15 protein-coding genes are annotated in these 18,171 nt (G+C 30.2%); 5 read left to right on the forward strand and 10 right to left on the reverse strand.

The annotated features are described in order from the left end of the window. Positions 1-144: 144 nt before the first annotated feature. The 7 genes from ACK2WN_RS03570 to ACK2WN_RS03600 form a co-directional block, all read right to left on the reverse strand. Positions 145-1,650, reverse strand: coding sequence for a 4Fe-4S dicluster domain-containing protein (locus ACK2WN_RS03570; protein ID WP_416154867.1), 1,506 nt, complete (start codon positions 1,648-1,650; stop codon positions 145-147). A 155-nt stretch (positions 1,651-1,805) separates the two neighbouring features. Beyond that, positions 1,806-3,140 (reverse strand): MATE family efflux transporter, encoded by a 1,335-nt coding sequence (locus tag ACK2WN_RS03575; protein WP_416154868.1) that lies wholly within the window; start codon positions 3,138-3,140, stop codon positions 1,806-1,808. A gap of 181 nt (positions 3,141-3,321) precedes the next feature. Next, entirely contained in the window at positions 3,322-4,323 is a 1,002-nt protein-coding gene (locus ACK2WN_RS03580) for an SPFH domain-containing protein (RefSeq protein ID WP_416154869.1), read from the reverse strand. Between the two features lie 59 nt (positions 4,324-4,382). After that, positions 4,383-4,817 carry an NfeD family protein gene (locus ACK2WN_RS03585; RefSeq protein WP_300528733.1) on the reverse strand — a complete coding sequence of 145 codons (435 nt, stop codon included), beginning with the start codon at positions 4,815-4,817 and terminating at the stop codon, positions 4,383-4,385. Between the two features lie 184 nt (positions 4,818-5,001). Beyond that, on the reverse strand, positions 5,002-6,501 hold the full coding sequence (locus ACK2WN_RS03590) for an NAD(P)H-hydrate dehydratase (protein WP_416154870.1): 1,500 nt from the start codon (positions 6,499-6,501) through the stop codon (positions 5,002-5,004). A gap of 91 nt (positions 6,502-6,592) precedes the next feature. Further along, complete coding sequence (locus tag ACK2WN_RS03595) at positions 6,593-7,597, reverse strand: anti-sigma factor domain-containing protein (protein WP_300528728.1); 1,005 nt, start codon at positions 7,595-7,597, stop codon at positions 6,593-6,595. A gap of 2 nt (positions 7,598-7,599) precedes the next feature. Then, positions 7,600-8,268 (reverse strand): sigma factor, encoded by a 669-nt coding sequence (locus ACK2WN_RS03600; protein WP_300528726.1) that lies wholly within the window; start codon positions 8,266-8,268, stop codon positions 7,600-7,602. Between the two features lie 756 nt (positions 8,269-9,024). Here ACK2WN_RS03600 and ACK2WN_RS03605 point away from each other — a divergent pair. The 4 genes from ACK2WN_RS03605 (at position 9,025) to ACK2WN_RS03620 (ending at position 13,238) form a co-directional block, all read left to right on the forward strand. After that, entirely contained in the window at positions 9,025-9,864 is an 840-nt protein-coding gene (locus tag ACK2WN_RS03605; protein ID WP_416154871.1) for an ABC transporter permease, read from the forward strand. Positions 9,865-9,917: 53 nt separating this feature from the next. After that, entirely contained in the window at positions 9,918-10,673 is a 756-nt protein-coding gene (locus ACK2WN_RS03610; RefSeq protein ID WP_329998965.1) for an ABC transporter ATP-binding protein, read from the forward strand. Positions 10,674-10,720: 47 nt separating this feature from the next. Further along, positions 10,721-11,719, forward strand: coding sequence for an ABC transporter substrate-binding protein (locus tag ACK2WN_RS03615; RefSeq protein WP_416154872.1), 999 nt, complete (start codon positions 10,721-10,723; stop codon positions 11,717-11,719). 529 nt (positions 11,720-12,248) lie between these two features. After that, complete coding sequence (locus ACK2WN_RS03620) at positions 12,249-13,238, forward strand: ABC transporter substrate-binding protein (protein ID WP_416154873.1); 990 nt, start codon at positions 12,249-12,251, stop codon at positions 13,236-13,238. Between the two features lie 336 nt (positions 13,239-13,574). On the opposite strand, the gene dut is transcribed toward ACK2WN_RS03620, so the two are convergent. Beyond that, positions 13,575-14,009 (reverse strand): dUTP diphosphatase, encoded by a 435-nt coding sequence (dut, locus tag ACK2WN_RS03625; protein WP_300528715.1) that lies wholly within the window; start codon positions 14,007-14,009, stop codon positions 13,575-13,577. 166 nt (positions 14,010-14,175) lie between these two features. Here dut and ACK2WN_RS03630 point away from each other — a divergent pair, with 166 nt between their 5' ends. Then, positions 14,176-16,428 (forward strand): type IA DNA topoisomerase, encoded by a 2,253-nt coding sequence (locus tag ACK2WN_RS03630; protein ID WP_416154874.1) that lies wholly within the window; start codon positions 14,176-14,178, stop codon positions 16,426-16,428. A 48-nt stretch (positions 16,429-16,476) separates the two neighbouring features. Here the strand turns inward: ACK2WN_RS03630 and ACK2WN_RS03635 are convergent, their stop codons facing one another. Both ACK2WN_RS03635 and ACK2WN_RS03640 read right to left on the reverse strand, forming a co-directional pair. Continuing rightward, positions 16,477-17,271: a PIG-L family deacetylase gene (locus ACK2WN_RS03635; protein ID WP_329998959.1), complete on the reverse strand. Its 795-nt coding sequence runs from the start codon at positions 17,269-17,271 to the stop codon at positions 16,477-16,479. Between the two features lie 228 nt (positions 17,272-17,499). Continuing rightward, entirely contained in the window at positions 17,500-17,976 is a 477-nt protein-coding gene (locus tag ACK2WN_RS03640; RefSeq protein ID WP_416154875.1) for an HD domain-containing protein, read from the reverse strand. Between the last annotated feature and the right edge of the window lie 195 nt (positions 17,977-18,171).

An 18,171-nucleotide genomic window follows, 5' to 3' on the forward strand; every position in this document is an offset into this window, starting at 1 on the left:
TTATCTGTCTTATTTGTGTGTTTAAAATATAAAAATAGCAGGAAAGCAAAAATCTTTCCTGCTATTTTTCTTTTAGATAACCTCATTAACAATGCTAACTTAATGACATTGAATAATTCGCATCTTTTTTTATTTTATCTATAATTATAATTTTCTTTCTAAATCTATATCTTCATATTCTGATAATGTTTCATTAGATAATACTGTCTTTATACTAGACTGTGAATTCTTTTTATCAAATGCTGGTTTTGCTTTTGGCATAGATATAAATTTACCTGCACCATTTATACATCCACCTTCACACATCATACCTTCTATAAAGTTTCCTCCAGCTTTATTAACTTTAGAAAGAGTTAATACCTTTTTAGCTTCTTTTCCTCCAGATACTTTTACTGGTTTAAAATCTACATCTACACCTTTGTCAGCTATATAGTTTTCTATAGCTTTTGTAAGACCACCTGCTGCACCAAATCCTCTACCGAATATAGAGGCTCCATCAGTATCTTCATTCTGGCATTTTGCTAATTCTATACCAAATCCTTCAAATAAAGCCATTAACTCTTCAAATGTAAGTACATAATCAATAGCTCCAACTACATCTTTTCTAAATGCTTCTTTTTTCTTAGCTGTACATGGTCCTATGAACACAACCACAGAATCTGGATCCATATTTTTTATATATCTTCCTGTCGCTATCATAGGAGATACTGTATGAGATATTTTATCTGCCATATCTGGGAACATTACATCTATATATGATACAAATCCTGGACAACATGAATTTGTCATTATATTTGCACCATCTTCCATTCTCTCAACAAATTCATTTGCTTCATGAACTGTAACGGCATCTGCTCCACAAGCAGCTTCGTACATATCTTTAAACCCTAATGATTTTATTGCATTTTTAACCTGACCATAAGTTATTATAGCAGGAACCTGACCTGTTATAGCAGGAGCAACAACTGCATATATATTTTTTTCTTTCTTTTCTAATAATCTAGCAACTGGTGCTATAAGACTTCTATCTGATATAGCTCCAAATGGACATGCAGACATACACGCACCACAGTTTACACATTTTTCCTCGTGTATTATTGCCTTTGATGTTTCTTTATTTATATCAAGAGCTCCTGTAGGACATACTGACTTACAAGGTCTAACCATTTCTGATATAGCATCATACTGACATGCCTTTTTACAAGCACCACAAGATTTACATTTATCCTGATCTATATAAGCTCTACCATTTATATAAGATATAGCTCCAAATTTACAAGCTTCTTTACATCTATGAGCTAAACAACCTCTACATAAATCAGTTACTGTAAAGTCATTTATAGGGCAGCTATCACAAGCTGCTTCTAGTACATATATTATCTGTTCTCCATCTTTTATGTTTATTTTTTCTGTATCTACTTTTTTATTTTCGCCATTTGGATCTAGGTCTAGCGCGATTCTAGCTCTTTCAGCTACAACTTCTCTTTCCTTGTATACACAACATCTATATATAGCTTTATCGCCTTTTATTATTTTATTTGGAATTTTATCTAGTTCCTTTTTTGTTATGTTGTTCTCTCTTGCTAGTTTTACTACTTCTACTAATACTTCATGTTTAAGCTTTTTTAATTGAGTTTCAAATTGAAACACTAATATCCACCCCTTTTTTTACTTTATTTTCACAACTTCGAATTTTATTATATCACAATAGATATATGGTTGTCATTTTTTTATCAATTTTTAGATATTTTTAACATTTCTTTTAATATTTCAAAACTAGCCTTTTCTTAATTTTTTTATTACCTTTATACAGTTTTCATACCAGTATATCTTTCCTTGCTCTTTATAGCTAAATCAGTTTTATATGATATATTTACTGTAATTCCAATAAATACCATTACTATACATTCTGCTACTAACTGACTAGCCCATATCCCATTTACACCAAATTTAGATGCAAATACAAATAAAACTACAGGCAGAATAACTACTGATCTTAAAAGCCCCATTATATTTGAGTATATTGTTTTCTCTATTGCTTGATAATAAATTGTCCTAGTTAGGTTAACTCCTAGGAATATATATGCTGCATTAGTCAGATTAAGACCTATAACAGCCATATCTATTACTTCAGGCGAATTAGAGAATACTCCTGCTATAAATCTACCGCATCCTGCATATGCTAATGTTACTGCAGCTGATACAAATATACACATTTTTATAGTCATATTATAGAAAGTAAGCATATTTTCTTTGTTTTCTGTACCAAAGTTGTAGCTTATTAATGGTTGAACACCCATAGTTATTCCCAATACTATATTGTATATATTAGATGTAGCATAGTTTATTATTGCATATGCTGCTATTCCACTTTCCCCAACAGTATTTGAAAGTGCAATATTGTGGAAGAATATTATTACAGAAAATGCCGCTTCTGCTAAGAAAGATGGAAATCCTATCTTCATAGCTTCAACGAATGCTGATATACCTATATTTGTCTTACCAAATGAAAGCTGACCATGTTTAAATATAAAGTGAGGTAGCATCATCATAAGTGCAATACTGTTTCCTATACCTGTCGCAACTGCTGCACTTTTCACACCCTGCTGAAGTACAAATATAAATACATAATTTAATATAATATTTATCACTGTAGCTGTCATACTGGCAACCATAGCTAGTTTTGGAGCATTATCATTTCTTAAAAAGCTACCAAAAACAACCATAAGTACACTTGAGATACAGAATATAGAGTAGTATCTTAAATATTCAGCAGCTATAGGAACTAATCTTCCTTTTGCTCCAAGAAGTACAACTATAGCTTCTGAAAATGCAACACATACTACACTAATCAACAAGCTCATTACTATTAATGATTTTATAACCTGTCTAAATATATTTACAGCCTTATCAGAATCTCCTTCTCCAAAATTCTTAGATACTAAAGATCCTCCCCCAACAGCTGCCATATTAGATATTCCTATAAAAATCATTATAACCGGTATAACTATATTTACACCAGCTATAGCATCATCTCCTACACCTATCCCTAAAAACATACCATCAAGGACAGTATTAAATGATGCTACAAACATCGCCAATGCAGATGGAACTGTAAGTGATAAAAATTTTTTCTTCATTTCTCTCCTCCATAATATAAACCTTTTTTAACATGCATCTATCCCTCCAACTTATTCCAAAAACAATCCATGCATGTTCTTTACAAAAGAAAAAGAATATCCGAAACGGATATTCTTTTCCACGACTTGTATTATATACCATTTTTATTTTTTAATCTACAATAAAATCAAAAATCTTATACTAATTTTCTTTTGCATCTTCCATTACTTCTTTTATACCTTTAAAAGTACCTAATAGACTAACTGCATCTGAAGGAAGAACTAACTTAGCTGACTCACTCTGACCTAGTTTTTCTAAAGCTTCCATAGATTTTAATGCAAGCATGTTATCATCTATATCTGCTTCTTTCATAGCTTTAAATACTAAAGCTAAACCTTGTGCAGTAGCTTCCTGACTTCTTCTAATCATTTCAGCTTCTCCAGTTGCTCTAGCTATTGCAGTTTCTCTTATCGCTTCTGCTTCCCCTTCTGCTACTAAGATTGCAGACTGTTTCTGACCTTCTGCTTCTCTTATCATAGCTTCTTTCTTAGCTTCTGCTCTAAGTATAGCTGACTGTTTTTCACCTTCTGCCTGAAGGATAGACGCTGATTTGTTACCTTCTGCCTGAAGGATTGCTTCTCTTCTTTCACGTTCAGCTCTCATCTGTTTTTCCATAGCAACCTGTATATCATGAGGAGGCATTATATTTTTAAGTTCTACTCTGTTTACTTTTATACCCCATTTATCAGTAGCTTCGTCTAATATAGTTCTCATCTTAGCATTGATTATATCTCTTGAAGTAAGAGTTTCATCAAGGTCTAACTCACCTATTATATTTCTTAGAGTAGTAGCAGTTAAGTTTTCTATAGCTGATATAGGATTAGCTATTTCGAATACATACTTAACTGGATCTGTTACTTTATAGTAAACTACTGTGTCTATCTGCATAGTAACATTGTCCTTTGTGATAACTGGCTGTGGTGGGAAATCAACAACTAATTCTCTAAGGTCTATAATGTAAGCCATTCTATCTATAAATGGCACTAAAAAATGAACCCCTGTTTTAGCTTCTTTTCTAAATTTTCCAAGTCTCATTATAATACCGACTTTTGACTGTTTTATAACCTTTACACAAGAAAGAGCTATAAGTACAACAACTACAATCAGTACTAAATTTATTATAGTTTTTACTACTGCGGGCATAACGCCACCTCCATTCATCTATTCCTTTTGTATATTATTTAGATATTCTAAATTACAAACTATTTAGTTACAACTAGTTTAACACCGTCAATTTTAACTACTTTTACTTTTTCACCTTTTTTATATGTAACCTCTTTTTCAGATACGGCTGTCCATTTTTCACCTTCTAAATTGACAATTCCATATACTATATTTGATACATCTTTTTCTACAATAGCATATTTTCCAATAAGGGCATCTATATTAGTATTAGATACATAGTTTTCATCTTTTTTCACCATTAATTTTGTTGCTATAAAAAGCATTATACTTGAACTTAATCCAAATATAACTAGCTGCATCGGTATACTTTCTACATAAGTAGTTAAAAACATAGTGGCCAATGCTCCAAAGCTAAACCATATTAATGTAAGCCCTGCTGTAAACATTTCGCCTATACCAAATATAACCGCAACTGCCAACCAAACTAGTTTTATATTTATTCCTAAAAGCATATATACCCCTCCCTTCAAGTATTTTACTTTTTAACAATATTATGTAATTTCTTTCAGTATGTTTTCTTTTTTTCATTATATTACATAATTTCTTTTCAATGATTACAAAAAAGTATCAAATTTTTCTAACTTTAATCAATTTTTTAAATTTTGTAACTTTTTTCTTTTTATTTACAATATTTCTTTATCTGTCCTCAAAATCCTTCATTGTATACGAAATTTTTTCTATAATATCACTTGCATTTACTGTATATTTATCTTCAGCTAATTTATCTCCTATATATCCATGTAGATATGTTCCAACTACTGCTGCATCAAACAGAGATATTCCTTGCCCTGCTAGTGATGTTATTATTCCTGTTAGGCAATCTCCCATACCTCCATTTGCCATGGCACTGTTTCCAGTCATATTTATATATGTAGTATATCCATCTGTTATAACAGTTCTATTTCCTTTCAATAATACTATTGACTTAAGATTTCTTGCTGTTTCTTTAGCTGCGTCTATTCTATTATTGTTTATATACTCCATAGAAAATCCTGTTATTCTAGATAATTCTGCTGGATGAGGAGTAATCAATGTATCCACTTTACTATTTTTTAAAATATCTTTATTATTTTTTAGACAGTTTATTCCATCTGCGTCTATGATTACAGGACATTTTGCTACTTTTAAAATATCTGCAACTATCTTCAATGTTGTTTTATTATCTCCCATACCAGGTCCAATTCCTATAGCATTACTATTTTCAATAAGTTTTTTTACTCTTTCTTCTTCTGAATAATTTACAGTCATAGCTTCAGTAAATACCGTACATAATTTTTCCTGAACATCTGAGTCACTTATAAGTGTAACTAATCCACTACCTGTTTTTACAGCTGATTCTGTAGCAATTTTTGCTGCTCCATAGAATCCTCTACTTCCTGCTACTATACTAATTCTTCCAAAATTTCCTTTATGTGCGTTCTTATCTTTCTTTTTTATAAATCTTTTAATTTCATTTTTACCGATTATAAATTCACTATTATGAAATTTATCTTTAATAGATTTTGGGACACCTATATCTTCTACTACGATTTCTCCAGTATAATCATCTGCTTTATAGTTTAAAAATCCTCGCTTATAAAACTCAAAGCTTATTGTTTTACAAGCCTTAGCTGCAATTCCCTTTATATCTCCTGTATCGCTATCCAAACCAGAAGATATATCTATAGAATATATTTTTTTAGAAAATTTATTCATAGATTCTATAACTTCTGCAAATATACCTGTTACATCTCTCTTAAGTCCTGTCCCAAATATAGCATCTACACAAACATCTGTATTTTTTAACGACTCTTCTAAGACATTTATATTTTCGTCATTTATAAACGTTAAATTCACACCCATATTTTCTAAAATTTTAAAGTTTACAGAAGAACAATCTGTCAATTTTTCTTTTTTACCAACTAAAAATACATCTACTCTTTTACCAAGTATGTATAATTTTCTAGCAATTCCAAGTCCATCTCCACCATTATTTCCAACACCGCATACAACAGTATAAGAATTGTTTTTATCTATATCCATGTTTTTCATAGCTGCATTTACAGCATTTTCCATCATTACAATTAATGGTATTTCAAGCTCTGTAACACAAGCATTATCCATATTTTTAGTAAGATTAGAAGTACCTACTAGCATTAATATCACCAATCTTTCTATTATTTATTTTTAAATTATACTTCTCAATATTATTTTACCATTTATTCAGATTTATTTTAATAATAGTAATTTAATCCTCATCGTCATCATCGTCGTCATGATCATCATCTTCTTCATCTTCTTCATCATCGTCATCGTCGTCTGATTCATATTTTTTATTAGAAGAATTAGAGTTAGTATTATTATTTTTTCTATTGCTATTTTTATAGTAGTCTTCAATTTCATCTATATCATCGTCGTCATCATCTTCATATCCTTCACTTCTGTCTTCTAATTCATCAAGAATTTCTTCTCTTAAATATTCGTATTTTCCATCTTTTAACATCTGATTTAATCTATCCATTGTCATTCCTTCGATATCGTCTTCTTCTATCATCTTCATAGCTGCGTACTCGCCCATTGAAATTTCAGCATTTTGATTCATATTAACCTGATTTTTATCAACTCTTACATACATAATATTTAATCCTTTAAATTTCTGACTTATAAGATTTTTTATTTCTTTTTCATAAGCTAAATCCTCAGCATCTTCAAAACAAAGTCCAACTAATACTCTTCCATTTTTATTATTTTTAGAATCCCGTTTTATTTGTTTGTACAACTGATCTAAAACCATTGAAAAATCGTCATCATCTGATATATCTAGGCTTCCGTTTATTAGAGATGTAGAGTTCACTTTTTTATTTTTATCGAGATTAAGCTCCAAGCTGCTTCCATTTTCATCAAATGATACAGTAGCATAAGATTTTGGAGAAGATGTATATATAACTGCTCCTACTATTATTGCGATCGTTGCAGCAACACTAACCAATCTCTTGTAAATTCTACTCATATTATTCTTGCTTTTTTCCTTTTTTTCTTTAAAATCTATAACATTTGATTTCTCTTCATTTTCTTCGCTCTGGTCAGATAAAATTGCATTTTCTTCAGTATTGTATATATCTTCTTCTAAGAAGTATATCTTATCTCCAACCTTCATCCCTTCTTTATTGTTTATTCTTAAAAATTCTGATTCATTAGTCACAACTATCGAATACTCATCCTTAACTTCTATAATAATCCCTTTGTATAACATAATTATCTACCTTTCTTTATCCATAGTTTTAAATTTCTATATCCTCTAAATAGTATAATTATAACTGTTATAATAAATAACTTGCTCTTTCTAATTACTTTTTCGCTTACATCAAACCTGTCAGACATATTTTTTATAGGTAATCTCTTTTTCACAAACATGAAATCAGTTATATCTTTTTCTCTACTTGATTTTTCAGAAATATCTATTGCTTTTTCTCTTGTATCTTTGTGCTTTGGAGCTTCATTTACAAGTTCTTCAAAACCAAAGCCAAAATCGTCTATTTCCTCTTTTAATTTTTTTATCTCGTTTATTGTAAATTCTCTATTTAAATCATCTTTATCGTGATCTTCTAAATTATCTACTAAGTCAGTTCCTCTCTCTTTATAGTCTTCTATAGATTTATTTTTACTATGTTTATTTTCCTTTTCAAAGAAGTTTTTTAGTCTGCTTTCTATTACCAATCTTGAAAACGCATAAAAATCTCCTCTGCTTTCCTTGTACTTTTCTATAGCTTCAACAAAAGCCATCATTCCAATACTATACTCGTCATCATTTTCTATAGAAACATATCTTCCTGTAAATTTACTTATACACGAAATTATAAACGGTATATGTTTTTCTATAAATTCCTCAGTTGCTTGAGGCTCTATTATTTTTTCATTTTCCATAAAATCATATCCTTCTCTTTATAAAAAATTTTATTTTGAATTCTGCTATTCAACTCAAGATAATATTTAAATTTTATTATCGTTAGAATATTATTATTTATTATATAATACAATATTTTTTCATAATTTAGGTAAGTTTATTATTATATTTAAACTCAATTTTAACTAATTTTCTAAAAATTTTTCAAGATTTTTATTTATTTCAGGATAGTATTATTTTCAATGCTTTCAAGTTATTTATTTTAGCAGTAAATATATCAAATTTTCTAAAAAATTAAAAAAATTTTAAATTTTTGTGTTGACAGAAAAAAATCTCTGAGCTAAAATAAGAACCATAGAAAATGAATCACAAAATTTTCAGAAAAATATTTCAAATTTTTAATTATTAAACGAAAGGGAGAGAATGTTATGAAGACTTTAAAGAATAAACAGAGACGATTTTATTTTAGCCACTATTAGATTGGTTTGTATCGATTCCATGCGAATAGGTACAGGCCGTTAGGATTTTACGACTGTATCTATGTTGGCTAAGTTTCGATTTGTTTGTTTTGTAAAGTTTTTATAAAATATATCGGCCACATAGAACAAATACTATGTGGTTTTTTTATATCTATTTTTATATAAATTGTTTTTATATGAATATTGAAGCCGCATAGAAATATAAACTATGCGGCTTTTATTTTTACAATTTTCACTTTGAAAGTTTAGTTATTAAAAATAAAATCAAAAAAATTTTTAAGAGGAGTGTTTAAATTTATGATTTCAGTAGTTACACAAAGTTTAATTTTAGCAATTATGGCGATTGGGGTATACATTACCTTCAAAATACTAGACTTCCCAGATATGACAGCAGATGGAAGTTACACAATGGGAGCTGCAATATCAGCAGCAACACTTGCAGGAGGATTAAATCCACTAGTTGGAGTACTACTTGCAGTAGTTGGAGGAGCTTTAGCCGGAATGGTTACAGGACTTCTTCATATAAAGGTTAAAATATCTAACCTATTATCAGGAATACTTACAATGGGAATGCTTTACTCAATAAATCTTAGAATAATGGGAAAATCAAACATACCACTATTCACATTCCCTAACCTTTTCAAAGGTGATATACCACCAGTAGTAATAGCACTTATATTTGTACTTATAGCAAAAATATTACTTGATTTATTCTTAAAAACAGGGCTTGGATACACTTTAAAAGGTGTTGGAGATAATGAACAGATGATAAAATCACTTGGAATAAATATCGGAAATATAAAAATACTAGGACTTATGATATCAAATGCTTTAATATCTCTATCAGGAGCTCTAATGGCACAGTTCCAAGGATTCGCAGATGTAACAATGGGAATTGGTACTCTAGTACTTGGTATAGCATCAATAATAATAGGACTTACACTATTCAAAAAAATAAGAGCTGTCGAAGCTACAACAGCAATACTAATAGGTGCTTTCATATACCAGTTCACTATCTACTTCGCATTAAACTTAGGAATGCTTTCTACAGATCTAAAACTTATAAGTTCACTTGTAATAGTTGCATTCTTAGCAGTAGGTAATCTTCAGTTAAAGAAAAAAACAGCTAAAGAATAAAATTTATATTAAAAATACAGATAGAATTAAAACATAAAAAAGGAGAGATAAAAATGCTACAGCTTAAAAAAATAACTAAAACCTTCCCAAATCCATGTGGAGATGACAATACAGTTTTAAACAAACTTTCAATAGATATACCAGACGGAGAATTTGTTTGCATAGTAGGTAGTAATGGTACTGGTAAATCTACTCTATTAAATATAATCTCAGGATTATTAAAAGAAACATCAGGACAGATTTTATTAGATGGAACAGATATCAGTAATCTTCCTGAACATAGAAAAACTCAGGTAATCAGTAGAGTTTTCCAAAATCCAAGCTTAGGAACTTGTCCTTCTATGACAGTTAGAGAAAATCTTTCTCTAGCATTAAACAAAGGAAAACTTTTAAATCTTAGAAAATGCCTAAGACATACAGATGATAAACTTGAATCTTTATTAGAAGGCATATCTCTTGATTTAAAAAAATTCCTTGATACTCAGGTTCAGTTCTTATCAGGAGGACAAAGACAGTCATTATCGCTAATAATGTCTTGTTTAGCAGATCCAAAGGTACTACTACTTGATGAACATACAGCAGCTTTAGATCCAAAAACATCAAATGAGGTAATAGCTCTTACTAACGAAATTGTTAGAAAGAAAAACATAACTACTCTTATGGTTACTCATAACTTAAAACACGCTCTAGAATACGGAGATAGACTTGTTATGCTACACAAAGGTGAAATAGTAATGGATGTTAACGGCGAAGATAAGAAAAAAATGACTGTTGAAGACATTTTAGAAAAATTCGAATACGCTGTATAAAAAATACCAAATCAAATCAAAAAACTAAAAAAACGGAGGAAATTATTATGAAAATCAACAAAAAACTAATCGCACTTATAACTACAGGAATTTTATCCGTATCAATGCTTACTGGATGTTCTGGTGGAGGTGAATCTTCTTCGAATGAAGTTAAGAAAGTTGGTATAACCCAGCTTGTAGAACATCCTTCTCTTGACCAGACTAAAGAAGGATTCATAAAAGCACTAGAAGATAACGGATATAAAGACGGAGAAAATGTAGAAATAGATTATCAGAATGCTCAGAACGACAATCCTACTTCTCAGACAATAGCAAGTAATTTCGTAAATGATAAAAAAGATTTAATATATGCAATATCTACTCCATCAGCTCAGGCTGCATTCAACGCTACACAGGATATACCTGTACTATTCACAGCTGTAACTGATCCGGTAGAAGCAGGACTAGTAAAATCTTTAGATAATAAAGATGGCGGAAATGTAACAGGAACATCAGACTTCCTTTCAATAGACAAAACTATGTCTTTAGTTGAAAAATTAACTCCACAAGCTAAAAAAATAGCTGTTATCTACTCTACAAGTGAAGTTAACTCTAAAGTTCAGGTTGATTCTTTAAAAGAATACGCTAAAACTAAAGGTTGGGAAGTAATAGAAAAAGGAATCAGCGCATCTTCAGAAGTAAATCAGGCTATAACTTCAGTTGTTGGTAAAGCAGATGTTCTTTATGTTCCAACAGATAACCTAGTTGTATCTTCAATGCCTATAATAGCAAAAGTTGCTAATGAAAATAAATTACCTATAATAGCATCTGATGAAGGTTCTGTAACATCTGGAGCTCTTGCTTGTGGTGGTGTTGACTATTATCAGCTAGGATACAAAACTGGTGAAATGGCAGTTCAGATATTAAAAGGTGAAAAACAGCCTTCTGATCTAGCTGTAGAAACTATGGACGAACCAGTTATAACTATGAATGAAGATACTATGAAAACTTTAGGCATAGAAAAACCAGCTGATATGGACGTAAAACTTGTAAAAACAGAAAACTAAGATTTATTTATATAACGAAAAACAATTTAATAAATTTTCAAAAAACTCTTGACACTATGCATTTTATATTTTAGAATATATACAAGTTCAAAAGATAATCAATTTTCAGTAAATTAAAAGAATTGTAAAATATTATTTCAAGAACTAATAAATTATAACGAATTAAAAGGAGAAACTATCATGAAAACTAGACTTTATTATTACTATTATAACCTATATATTTAGAGGCTGTATCTAATAAAAACACTTTGTACGGATACAGACCTCGGTAAATACAATCCAGGGCTTTGTGTCTGTGCAGGTTATAATAAGTCAATTTTTATGAAGTTTCATTACTTATATATAAGCCGCATAGATTGAGAATTATGTGGCTTTCTTTTTTATAGTAATATAATAATCAATAAAAGCCATGTAGTCTTAAACTATATGGCTTTTATTTTTTCCCTGGAACTCGAATCATAACATTAAAAAATTAAAAATAGCATAATCGAAACTTCAAATAAAATAAATTAACTTGGAGGAAAATAAATTGAAATTAAATAAAAAATTATTATCTTTAGTATTATCATTAACATTAGGAGTAACATTACTTACAGGATGCTCAGGTAGCAGTGAATCTTCTGATTCAACTGATGAAGTTAAAAAAGTTGGTATAACTCAGTTAGTTGAACATCCAGCACTTGATCAGGCAAAAGAAGGATTTGTAGAAGGACTTAAAGAAAACGGATTTGTAGAAGGTGAAAACTTAGAAATAGATTTCCAGAATGCTCAGAACGACAACCCTACTTCTCAGACAATAGCAAGCAACTTTGTAAACGATAAAAAAGACCTAATATTCGCAATATCTACTCCATCTGCTCAGGCAGCATTAAACGCTACTCAGGATATCCCAATAGTGTTCACAGCAGTTACAGATGCAGTTGAAGCAGGACTTGTAAAAAGCAATGAATCATCAGAAAATAATGTAACAGGTACATCTGACGCAATACCAGTAGCTAAAGCATTAGAACTTATAAAAAAATTCGTACCAGATGTTAAAACAATAGGTGTTGTATGCAATACAAGTGAAATAAACTCTAAATTACAGGTAGATGCTTTAAGAGAAGCAGCTGAAAAAGAAGGAATAAAAGTAGTAGACAAAGGTGCAACTCAGGCAAATGAAGTTAACCAGGCAGTTGCAGCAGTTGCAAAAGAAGCAGATGTAATATTCGCTCCTACAGATAACTTAGTAGCATCTTCAATGCCAATAATAACTAAAGTAGCAACTGAAAACAAAATACCAGTTATAGGTTCTGAAGAAGGACATGTTGAAAATGGTGCACTAGCTTGCAACGGAATAAGCTACAAAGAACTTGGTAAAAAAGCTGGAGAAATGGCAGCTCAGATACTAAAAGATGAAAAACAGCCTTCTGAAATACCTGTAACTACACTTGATGAAACTGAAACAATAATAAACAAATCAACAATGGAAACACTTGGAATAAAAGATCCTCAGATAGAAAACGCAACATTTAAATAAGAATTAGAAAATGGCTGTTGTAGTATTTGCAACAGCCTATTTTTATGTATATAATCGCAATTATATTCCTACGTTAATGCTAGTTCTCTATCGGATTCGGAGCTACAGGCAAAATAGCGAATATATTAAAAAGGCTGTTTCAAATATTTTTAGAATGTAATCATCTTTGCTTAAAATCGCAAATAAATCAAAACCGACAATCTGCAAGCGCCTCGCAACTTTCAAATGTTTTATATTAATGTGCGAGGCGCTGAAGCCTGGAGGTGAGATTATTTGCGATTTCAAGCTTTTAGATATTATACTAAAAAATTTGAAACAGCCTCTTTCTATATATCACTATTTTGTTCCTGTAGATCCGAATCCACCTTTTCCTCTTTCTGAGTCAGTTAGTTCTTCTACTTCTACTACATTTACTTCGTATATTGGTTTTATTACCATCTGAGCAATTTTCATATGTTTTTCTACAACAAATGTTTCTTTCCCATGGTTTATAAGTATTACACCTATTTCTCCTCTATACCCTTCATCTATTGTTCCAGGAGTATTTAAAACAGTTATAGAATGTTTTAAAGCTAGTCCACTTCTTGGTCTAACCTGAGCTTCTGTCATATGAGGAAGCTGTATTGCTATTCCAGTTTTTATTAGTCTAGTTTCCCCTACTGGTATTTCAACTTCAGAAGTTGAGTAAAGGTCCATACCTGCATCGCCTTTGTGTGCAAAATTAGGTATTATCGCATCTTCATTTAATTTTTTTATTTTAAGTTCAAACATGTGTTCCCTCCATTATTGATAAATTTCTACATTTATTATATACTAAGTAAGTGCAATTTTGTATATAATTTAAATGTAAAGTTTTATAGAATCATTTATAAAATAAATTTTAAAAAGTTATAAATATATTTAAAGATTATAAAATAAGTAAAAAGGTGGCGAGCAGATGAAATTAATACTGGCAGAAAAGCCGTCAGTAGCAAAGACCATAGCCTCTTTCTTAGGTGCTAAAACAAGAAATAAAGGCTATTTCGAGGGAAATGGATATATAGTTACTTATGCTGTAGGACATTTAGTTTCCCTTTATGACGTAAAAGACTACGACAAAGAAAAATATTCTGGCTCTTGGAAAATGGAAAACTTCCCCTTTATTCCGCCAGATAAATTTAAATTTAAAGTAGATAAAAGCAAAAGAGAACAGTTTAATATAATAAAATCTCTAATTAAAAGAGATGATATTGAATGCATAATAAACGCAACCGATAATGATAGAGAGGGAGAGCTTATAGCATTTTTAATTTTCTTCCTTATAAAACCAAAAATTCCTATAAAGAGAATACTAGTAAATGAATGGACTCCTGAGGATATAACTAGAGGTATGGAAAACCTTAAGGAAAACAACGAAATGTTAAACCTTCAAGCTGCTGGATACACTCGACTTATAACTGACTGGCTTATAGGGATAAATTTCACATCAGTTGCTACTTTAAAATATGGAAACGGAAAAATGTTAAACATTGGTAGAGTTATCCTACCTACAGTTAAATTAATCTACGATAGAGATATGGAAATCAAAAATTTCGTACCTGAAACATATTACGAAATAGAAGGAAAGTTCGGAGCTGCGAACGGAACTTATAAAGGTAAGTACATATTTAAAGGAAAAGAAAGTAGAATCGACGATTTAGAAGAATGTCAGAAAATAGTATCTGATATAAAATCGGATAAAGGTGTTATAAAAGATAAGAAAGTTACAAATACTAAAGAATATGCTCCAAAGCTATTCTCCCTTACATCTTTACAGGGGTATATTACTTCTAAATACGCTAGATTTACTTCTGACAAGGTACTTAGTGTCTGTCAATCTCTTTATGAAGGAAAGGGAAAAGGTGGATTTATCACATATCCTAGAACAGACTCTATCTATCTAGAAGAAAGTTTAGCATCTAAAGCTGAACAGACTTTAAATAAAATAAAAGAAAATCTTCCTTATAAAGATAAAATCAAATTCACTAAAACTAAAAGAGTTTTTGACTCTTCAAAGGTAGATAGCCACAGTGCCATAATGCCTACTTACATACTTCCAACAGGACTTACTGAAGATGAGATGATAGTATACAACGCTATAAGAGATAGATTTGTCGCAAGCTTCATGCCTCCTGCAGAATTTGAAAATACAGATATAAAAACAGATGTAGACGGAAAAATATTCCAAACTAAAGGAAAAGTTCTAAAATCTAAGGGATACTTAGAAGTATATAATAAAGAAGATAAAAGTGAACTCCTTCCTTTTGTTGAAAAAGGAGAGGAAGTAGATGTGCTAGGTGTTGCACCAGTTGAAAAGCAGACTACTCCACCAAAATCATACACAGAGGATACACTTCTAAAAGCCATGAAAAACTGTGGTAAAAATGTATCTGATGACGATACAACTGTACTTTCTGGATATTCAATCGGTACATCAGCTACTAGAGCTGATGTCCTTAAAAAGATAAAAGATGTCGGTTATGTTAAAAAGAAAGGTAAATCATACTATATAACAGAGCTTGGAATAAATCTCGTTGAAATCTTCCCTGTAAAAGAGCTTTTAGACGTCGATTTTACAGGTAAACTAGAAAAAAGTCTGAGCGATATTCAGAAAGGACAATTCACTAGAAAAGAATACCTTAACAATATCTGCTCTTTCGTGGTAAGAAGTGTAAATACTATGAAAATGGATTCAAGAAAAAATATAAATCCAGAACACTATGTTTACAGTACTAAATATAAAAAATACGTCAAAGAATCTTCTCTAAAATCTATGGAAGAAAAAAGTAAATCTGGTGCTAAAACTACAAAGGCTAAAAAATCAGATTCAAGCTCAACAAAAGCATCTTCTTCAAAATCCACTTCAAAAGATTCTGGAGAAAAACAAAGCTTAGGTAAATGTCCTGTATGTGGTTCTAACGTATATGAATATGAAAAAGGATTCTTCTGTGAAAACTACAAAGAATGTAGATATGGAATTTGGAACGAAGATCAATGTTTTAAAAAGTTTAAAAAGAAACCTAACAAAACTATGGTAAAATCACTGCTAAAAAAAGGTGAAGCTAAAGTAAAATCATTTACCGATGCAAGTGGGAATAAGTTTGATGCTATAGTTAAATATCAAAAAAATCCAGCCAATGGAGCTTATGGTTGGATAATAGAAAGAATATAATTATAATAACAAACCAAAGGCGATTGAAATCTCTCAATCGCCTTTTATTTAGTAAATACTTAATACTGATGTATAGTCAGGATCTTTATATAAATGATCGAAGTATGAGTGGGCAGAGGTATATCCTATTCCCAATTTTCCTCTATTTTCATCTATAACCTTGTACTGATCCATAGCTTTTTTAGCTCTATCTCTTTCAGCTTCAGTTTCTGATTTATAGTATTCTCTTTTGTCTTCTGGTATATATTTTATGTATTTTGGTTTCATAAAATATCTAGCATCCTTTATTTTGTGCTCATCGCTAAGTCTTTTCAAAACTTCTCCATTTTTTCTGTGCATTATATGATCATCGTATTTATAATGATGTGCCACATGTGTAACACTTCCAAGTTCATTTTCAAATTTCAGCATAGTCTTTTCCATAAGTTCATAATGAGTTCCAGATTTATTATCATCATCTGCAAGTATTATTATATTCTTTTCTTTAACACCAAGTTCAAATAAAGCTGCTTTGAATTCATTATTTCTAAGTGTTTCTTTTTCTTTTCTAGAAAGTCCTTTAAATCTAGGATTTCTTGCAAAAACATTTACACCTGAACCATCTGAAACTAGTACAACATATACATTGTCAGCTCCACGCTCTTCTATTGCCTTTGTAATTGCACTAACTCCCCATAAAATTTCATCATCTTGATGTTGTGGATAAAATACAACATGTTGTTTAAAGCTTTTGTTTGTTATTTTATCAATTATATTATCTTGAGCACCTAAAGCTGTATTCGCTATTCCTAAAAACAAAATTGAAAGCATACTAATAATTATTTTTATTTTTTTATTTTTCATATTATCACCTCTAGTATTCTTTATTTTGTAAACAAGTTATTACTTTGATTTTGCATATATTAACATACTTCATTATTTAATGCTAGGATATGGCTAATCTTGTTATAATTTGTCATAGTTTAAGGTGATTTTTTAATAAATTAAATCAATTTTGTATTATTATTTAAATTTTATATGAATTATTATATTAAAATATAACAATTTTGTATTTTTTAAAACTAATTTTCTTTAAGATATAGCTATTCTCTTCACCTTATTCCAAACTTTTTTGTATCTTGGCTCTACAGTTTCTTTCATAGCACATATTTTATCTGCCATACAAACTAACCAACCTTCTTTTGTTTTTGGCGGAACTGGTGTCAGTGGAAACATATGCTTCTTAATTATATCTTCTTCTATTTCTGAAATATCAAAATCTCTCATAGCATTTTTTAAAGATTTCATTGGATGGAAAAATCCATGCCACTTGTGACTATCATCCTTTTCATGCCAATCGTATAAAAAATAATCGTGAAGCAACGCACCTCTGATAAGTGCTTCTTCGTCTACATCTATATTAAATTTCTCAGCAAGTTCTAAACTCTTTTTAGCAACTAATATACTATGCTCATATACAGAAACATCTCCATGCTGAATGAAATTTTTAGTTTCTTTAAATCTACCTTTTTCTTCTAATATTTGTATCATGTCGTTTATTTTTTCCATAAGCATGCCCCCTTTGTTCATACTTATATTAACACTTTTTCCTTAATTAGTTCTAAAGTTTTTATAAAAAATAATTAATTATTGTAAACTTATTTCGAATTATTTTCTAATTATTTTTCATCTACTTCTTTTTCTTGTTCTAGCTTTTCTTTATCTAATTTTGCATAATACTCTTTAGCTTCCCTATCTGCTTTT

Origin of the sequence: Peptacetobacter sp. AB800, from assembly GCF_047807365.1 — a bacterium.
Taxonomy (GTDB): Bacteria; Bacillota; Clostridia; order Peptostreptococcales; family Peptostreptococcaceae; genus Peptacetobacter.

Bases quoted from the DNA above. Each gene is read 5' to 3' on its own strand.
- ACK2WN_RS03630 (WP_416154874.1), top strand. From the start codon at position 14,176: ATGAAATTAATACTGGCAGAAAAGCCGTCAGTAGCAAAGACCATAGCC.
- ACK2WN_RS03605 (WP_416154871.1), top strand. From the start codon at position 9,025: ATGATTTCAGTAGTTACACAAAGTTTAATTTTAGCAATTATGGCGATT.
- ACK2WN_RS03600 (WP_300528726.1), bottom strand. From the start codon at position 8,268: ATGGAAAATGAAAAAATAATAGAGCCTCAAGCAACTGAGGAATTTATA.
- ACK2WN_RS03635 (WP_329998959.1), bottom strand. From the start codon at position 17,271: ATGAAAAATAAAAAAATAAAAATAATTATTAGTATGCTTTCAATTTTG.
- ACK2WN_RS03610 (WP_329998965.1), top strand. From the start codon at position 9,918: ATGCTACAGCTTAAAAAAATAACTAAAACCTTCCCAAATCCATGTGGA.
- ACK2WN_RS03590 (WP_416154870.1), bottom strand. From the start codon at position 6,501: ATGCTAGTAGGTACTTCTAATCTTACTAAAAATATGGATAATGCTTGT.
- ACK2WN_RS03640 (WP_416154875.1), bottom strand. From the start codon at position 17,976: ATGGAAAAAATAAACGACATGATACAAATATTAGAAGAAAAAGGTAGA.
- ACK2WN_RS03585 (WP_300528733.1), bottom strand. From the start codon at position 4,817: ATGCTTTTAGGAATAAATATAAAACTAGTTTGGTTGGCAGTTGCGGTT.
- dut (WP_300528715.1), bottom strand. From the start codon at position 14,009: ATGTTTGAACTTAAAATAAAAAAATTAAATGAAGATGCGATAATACCT.
- ACK2WN_RS03580 (WP_416154869.1), bottom strand. From the start codon at position 4,323: ATGCCCGCAGTAGTAAAAACTATAATAAATTTAGTACTGATTGTAGTT.
- ACK2WN_RS03575 (WP_416154868.1), bottom strand. From the start codon at position 3,140: ATGAAGAAAAAATTTTTATCACTTACAGTTCCATCTGCATTGGCGATG.
- ACK2WN_RS03595 (WP_300528728.1), bottom strand. From the start codon at position 7,597: ATGTTATACAAAGGGATTATTATAGAAGTTAAGGATGAGTATTCGATA.
- ACK2WN_RS03615 (WP_416154872.1), top strand. From the start codon at position 10,721: ATGAAAATCAACAAAAAACTAATCGCACTTATAACTACAGGAATTTTA.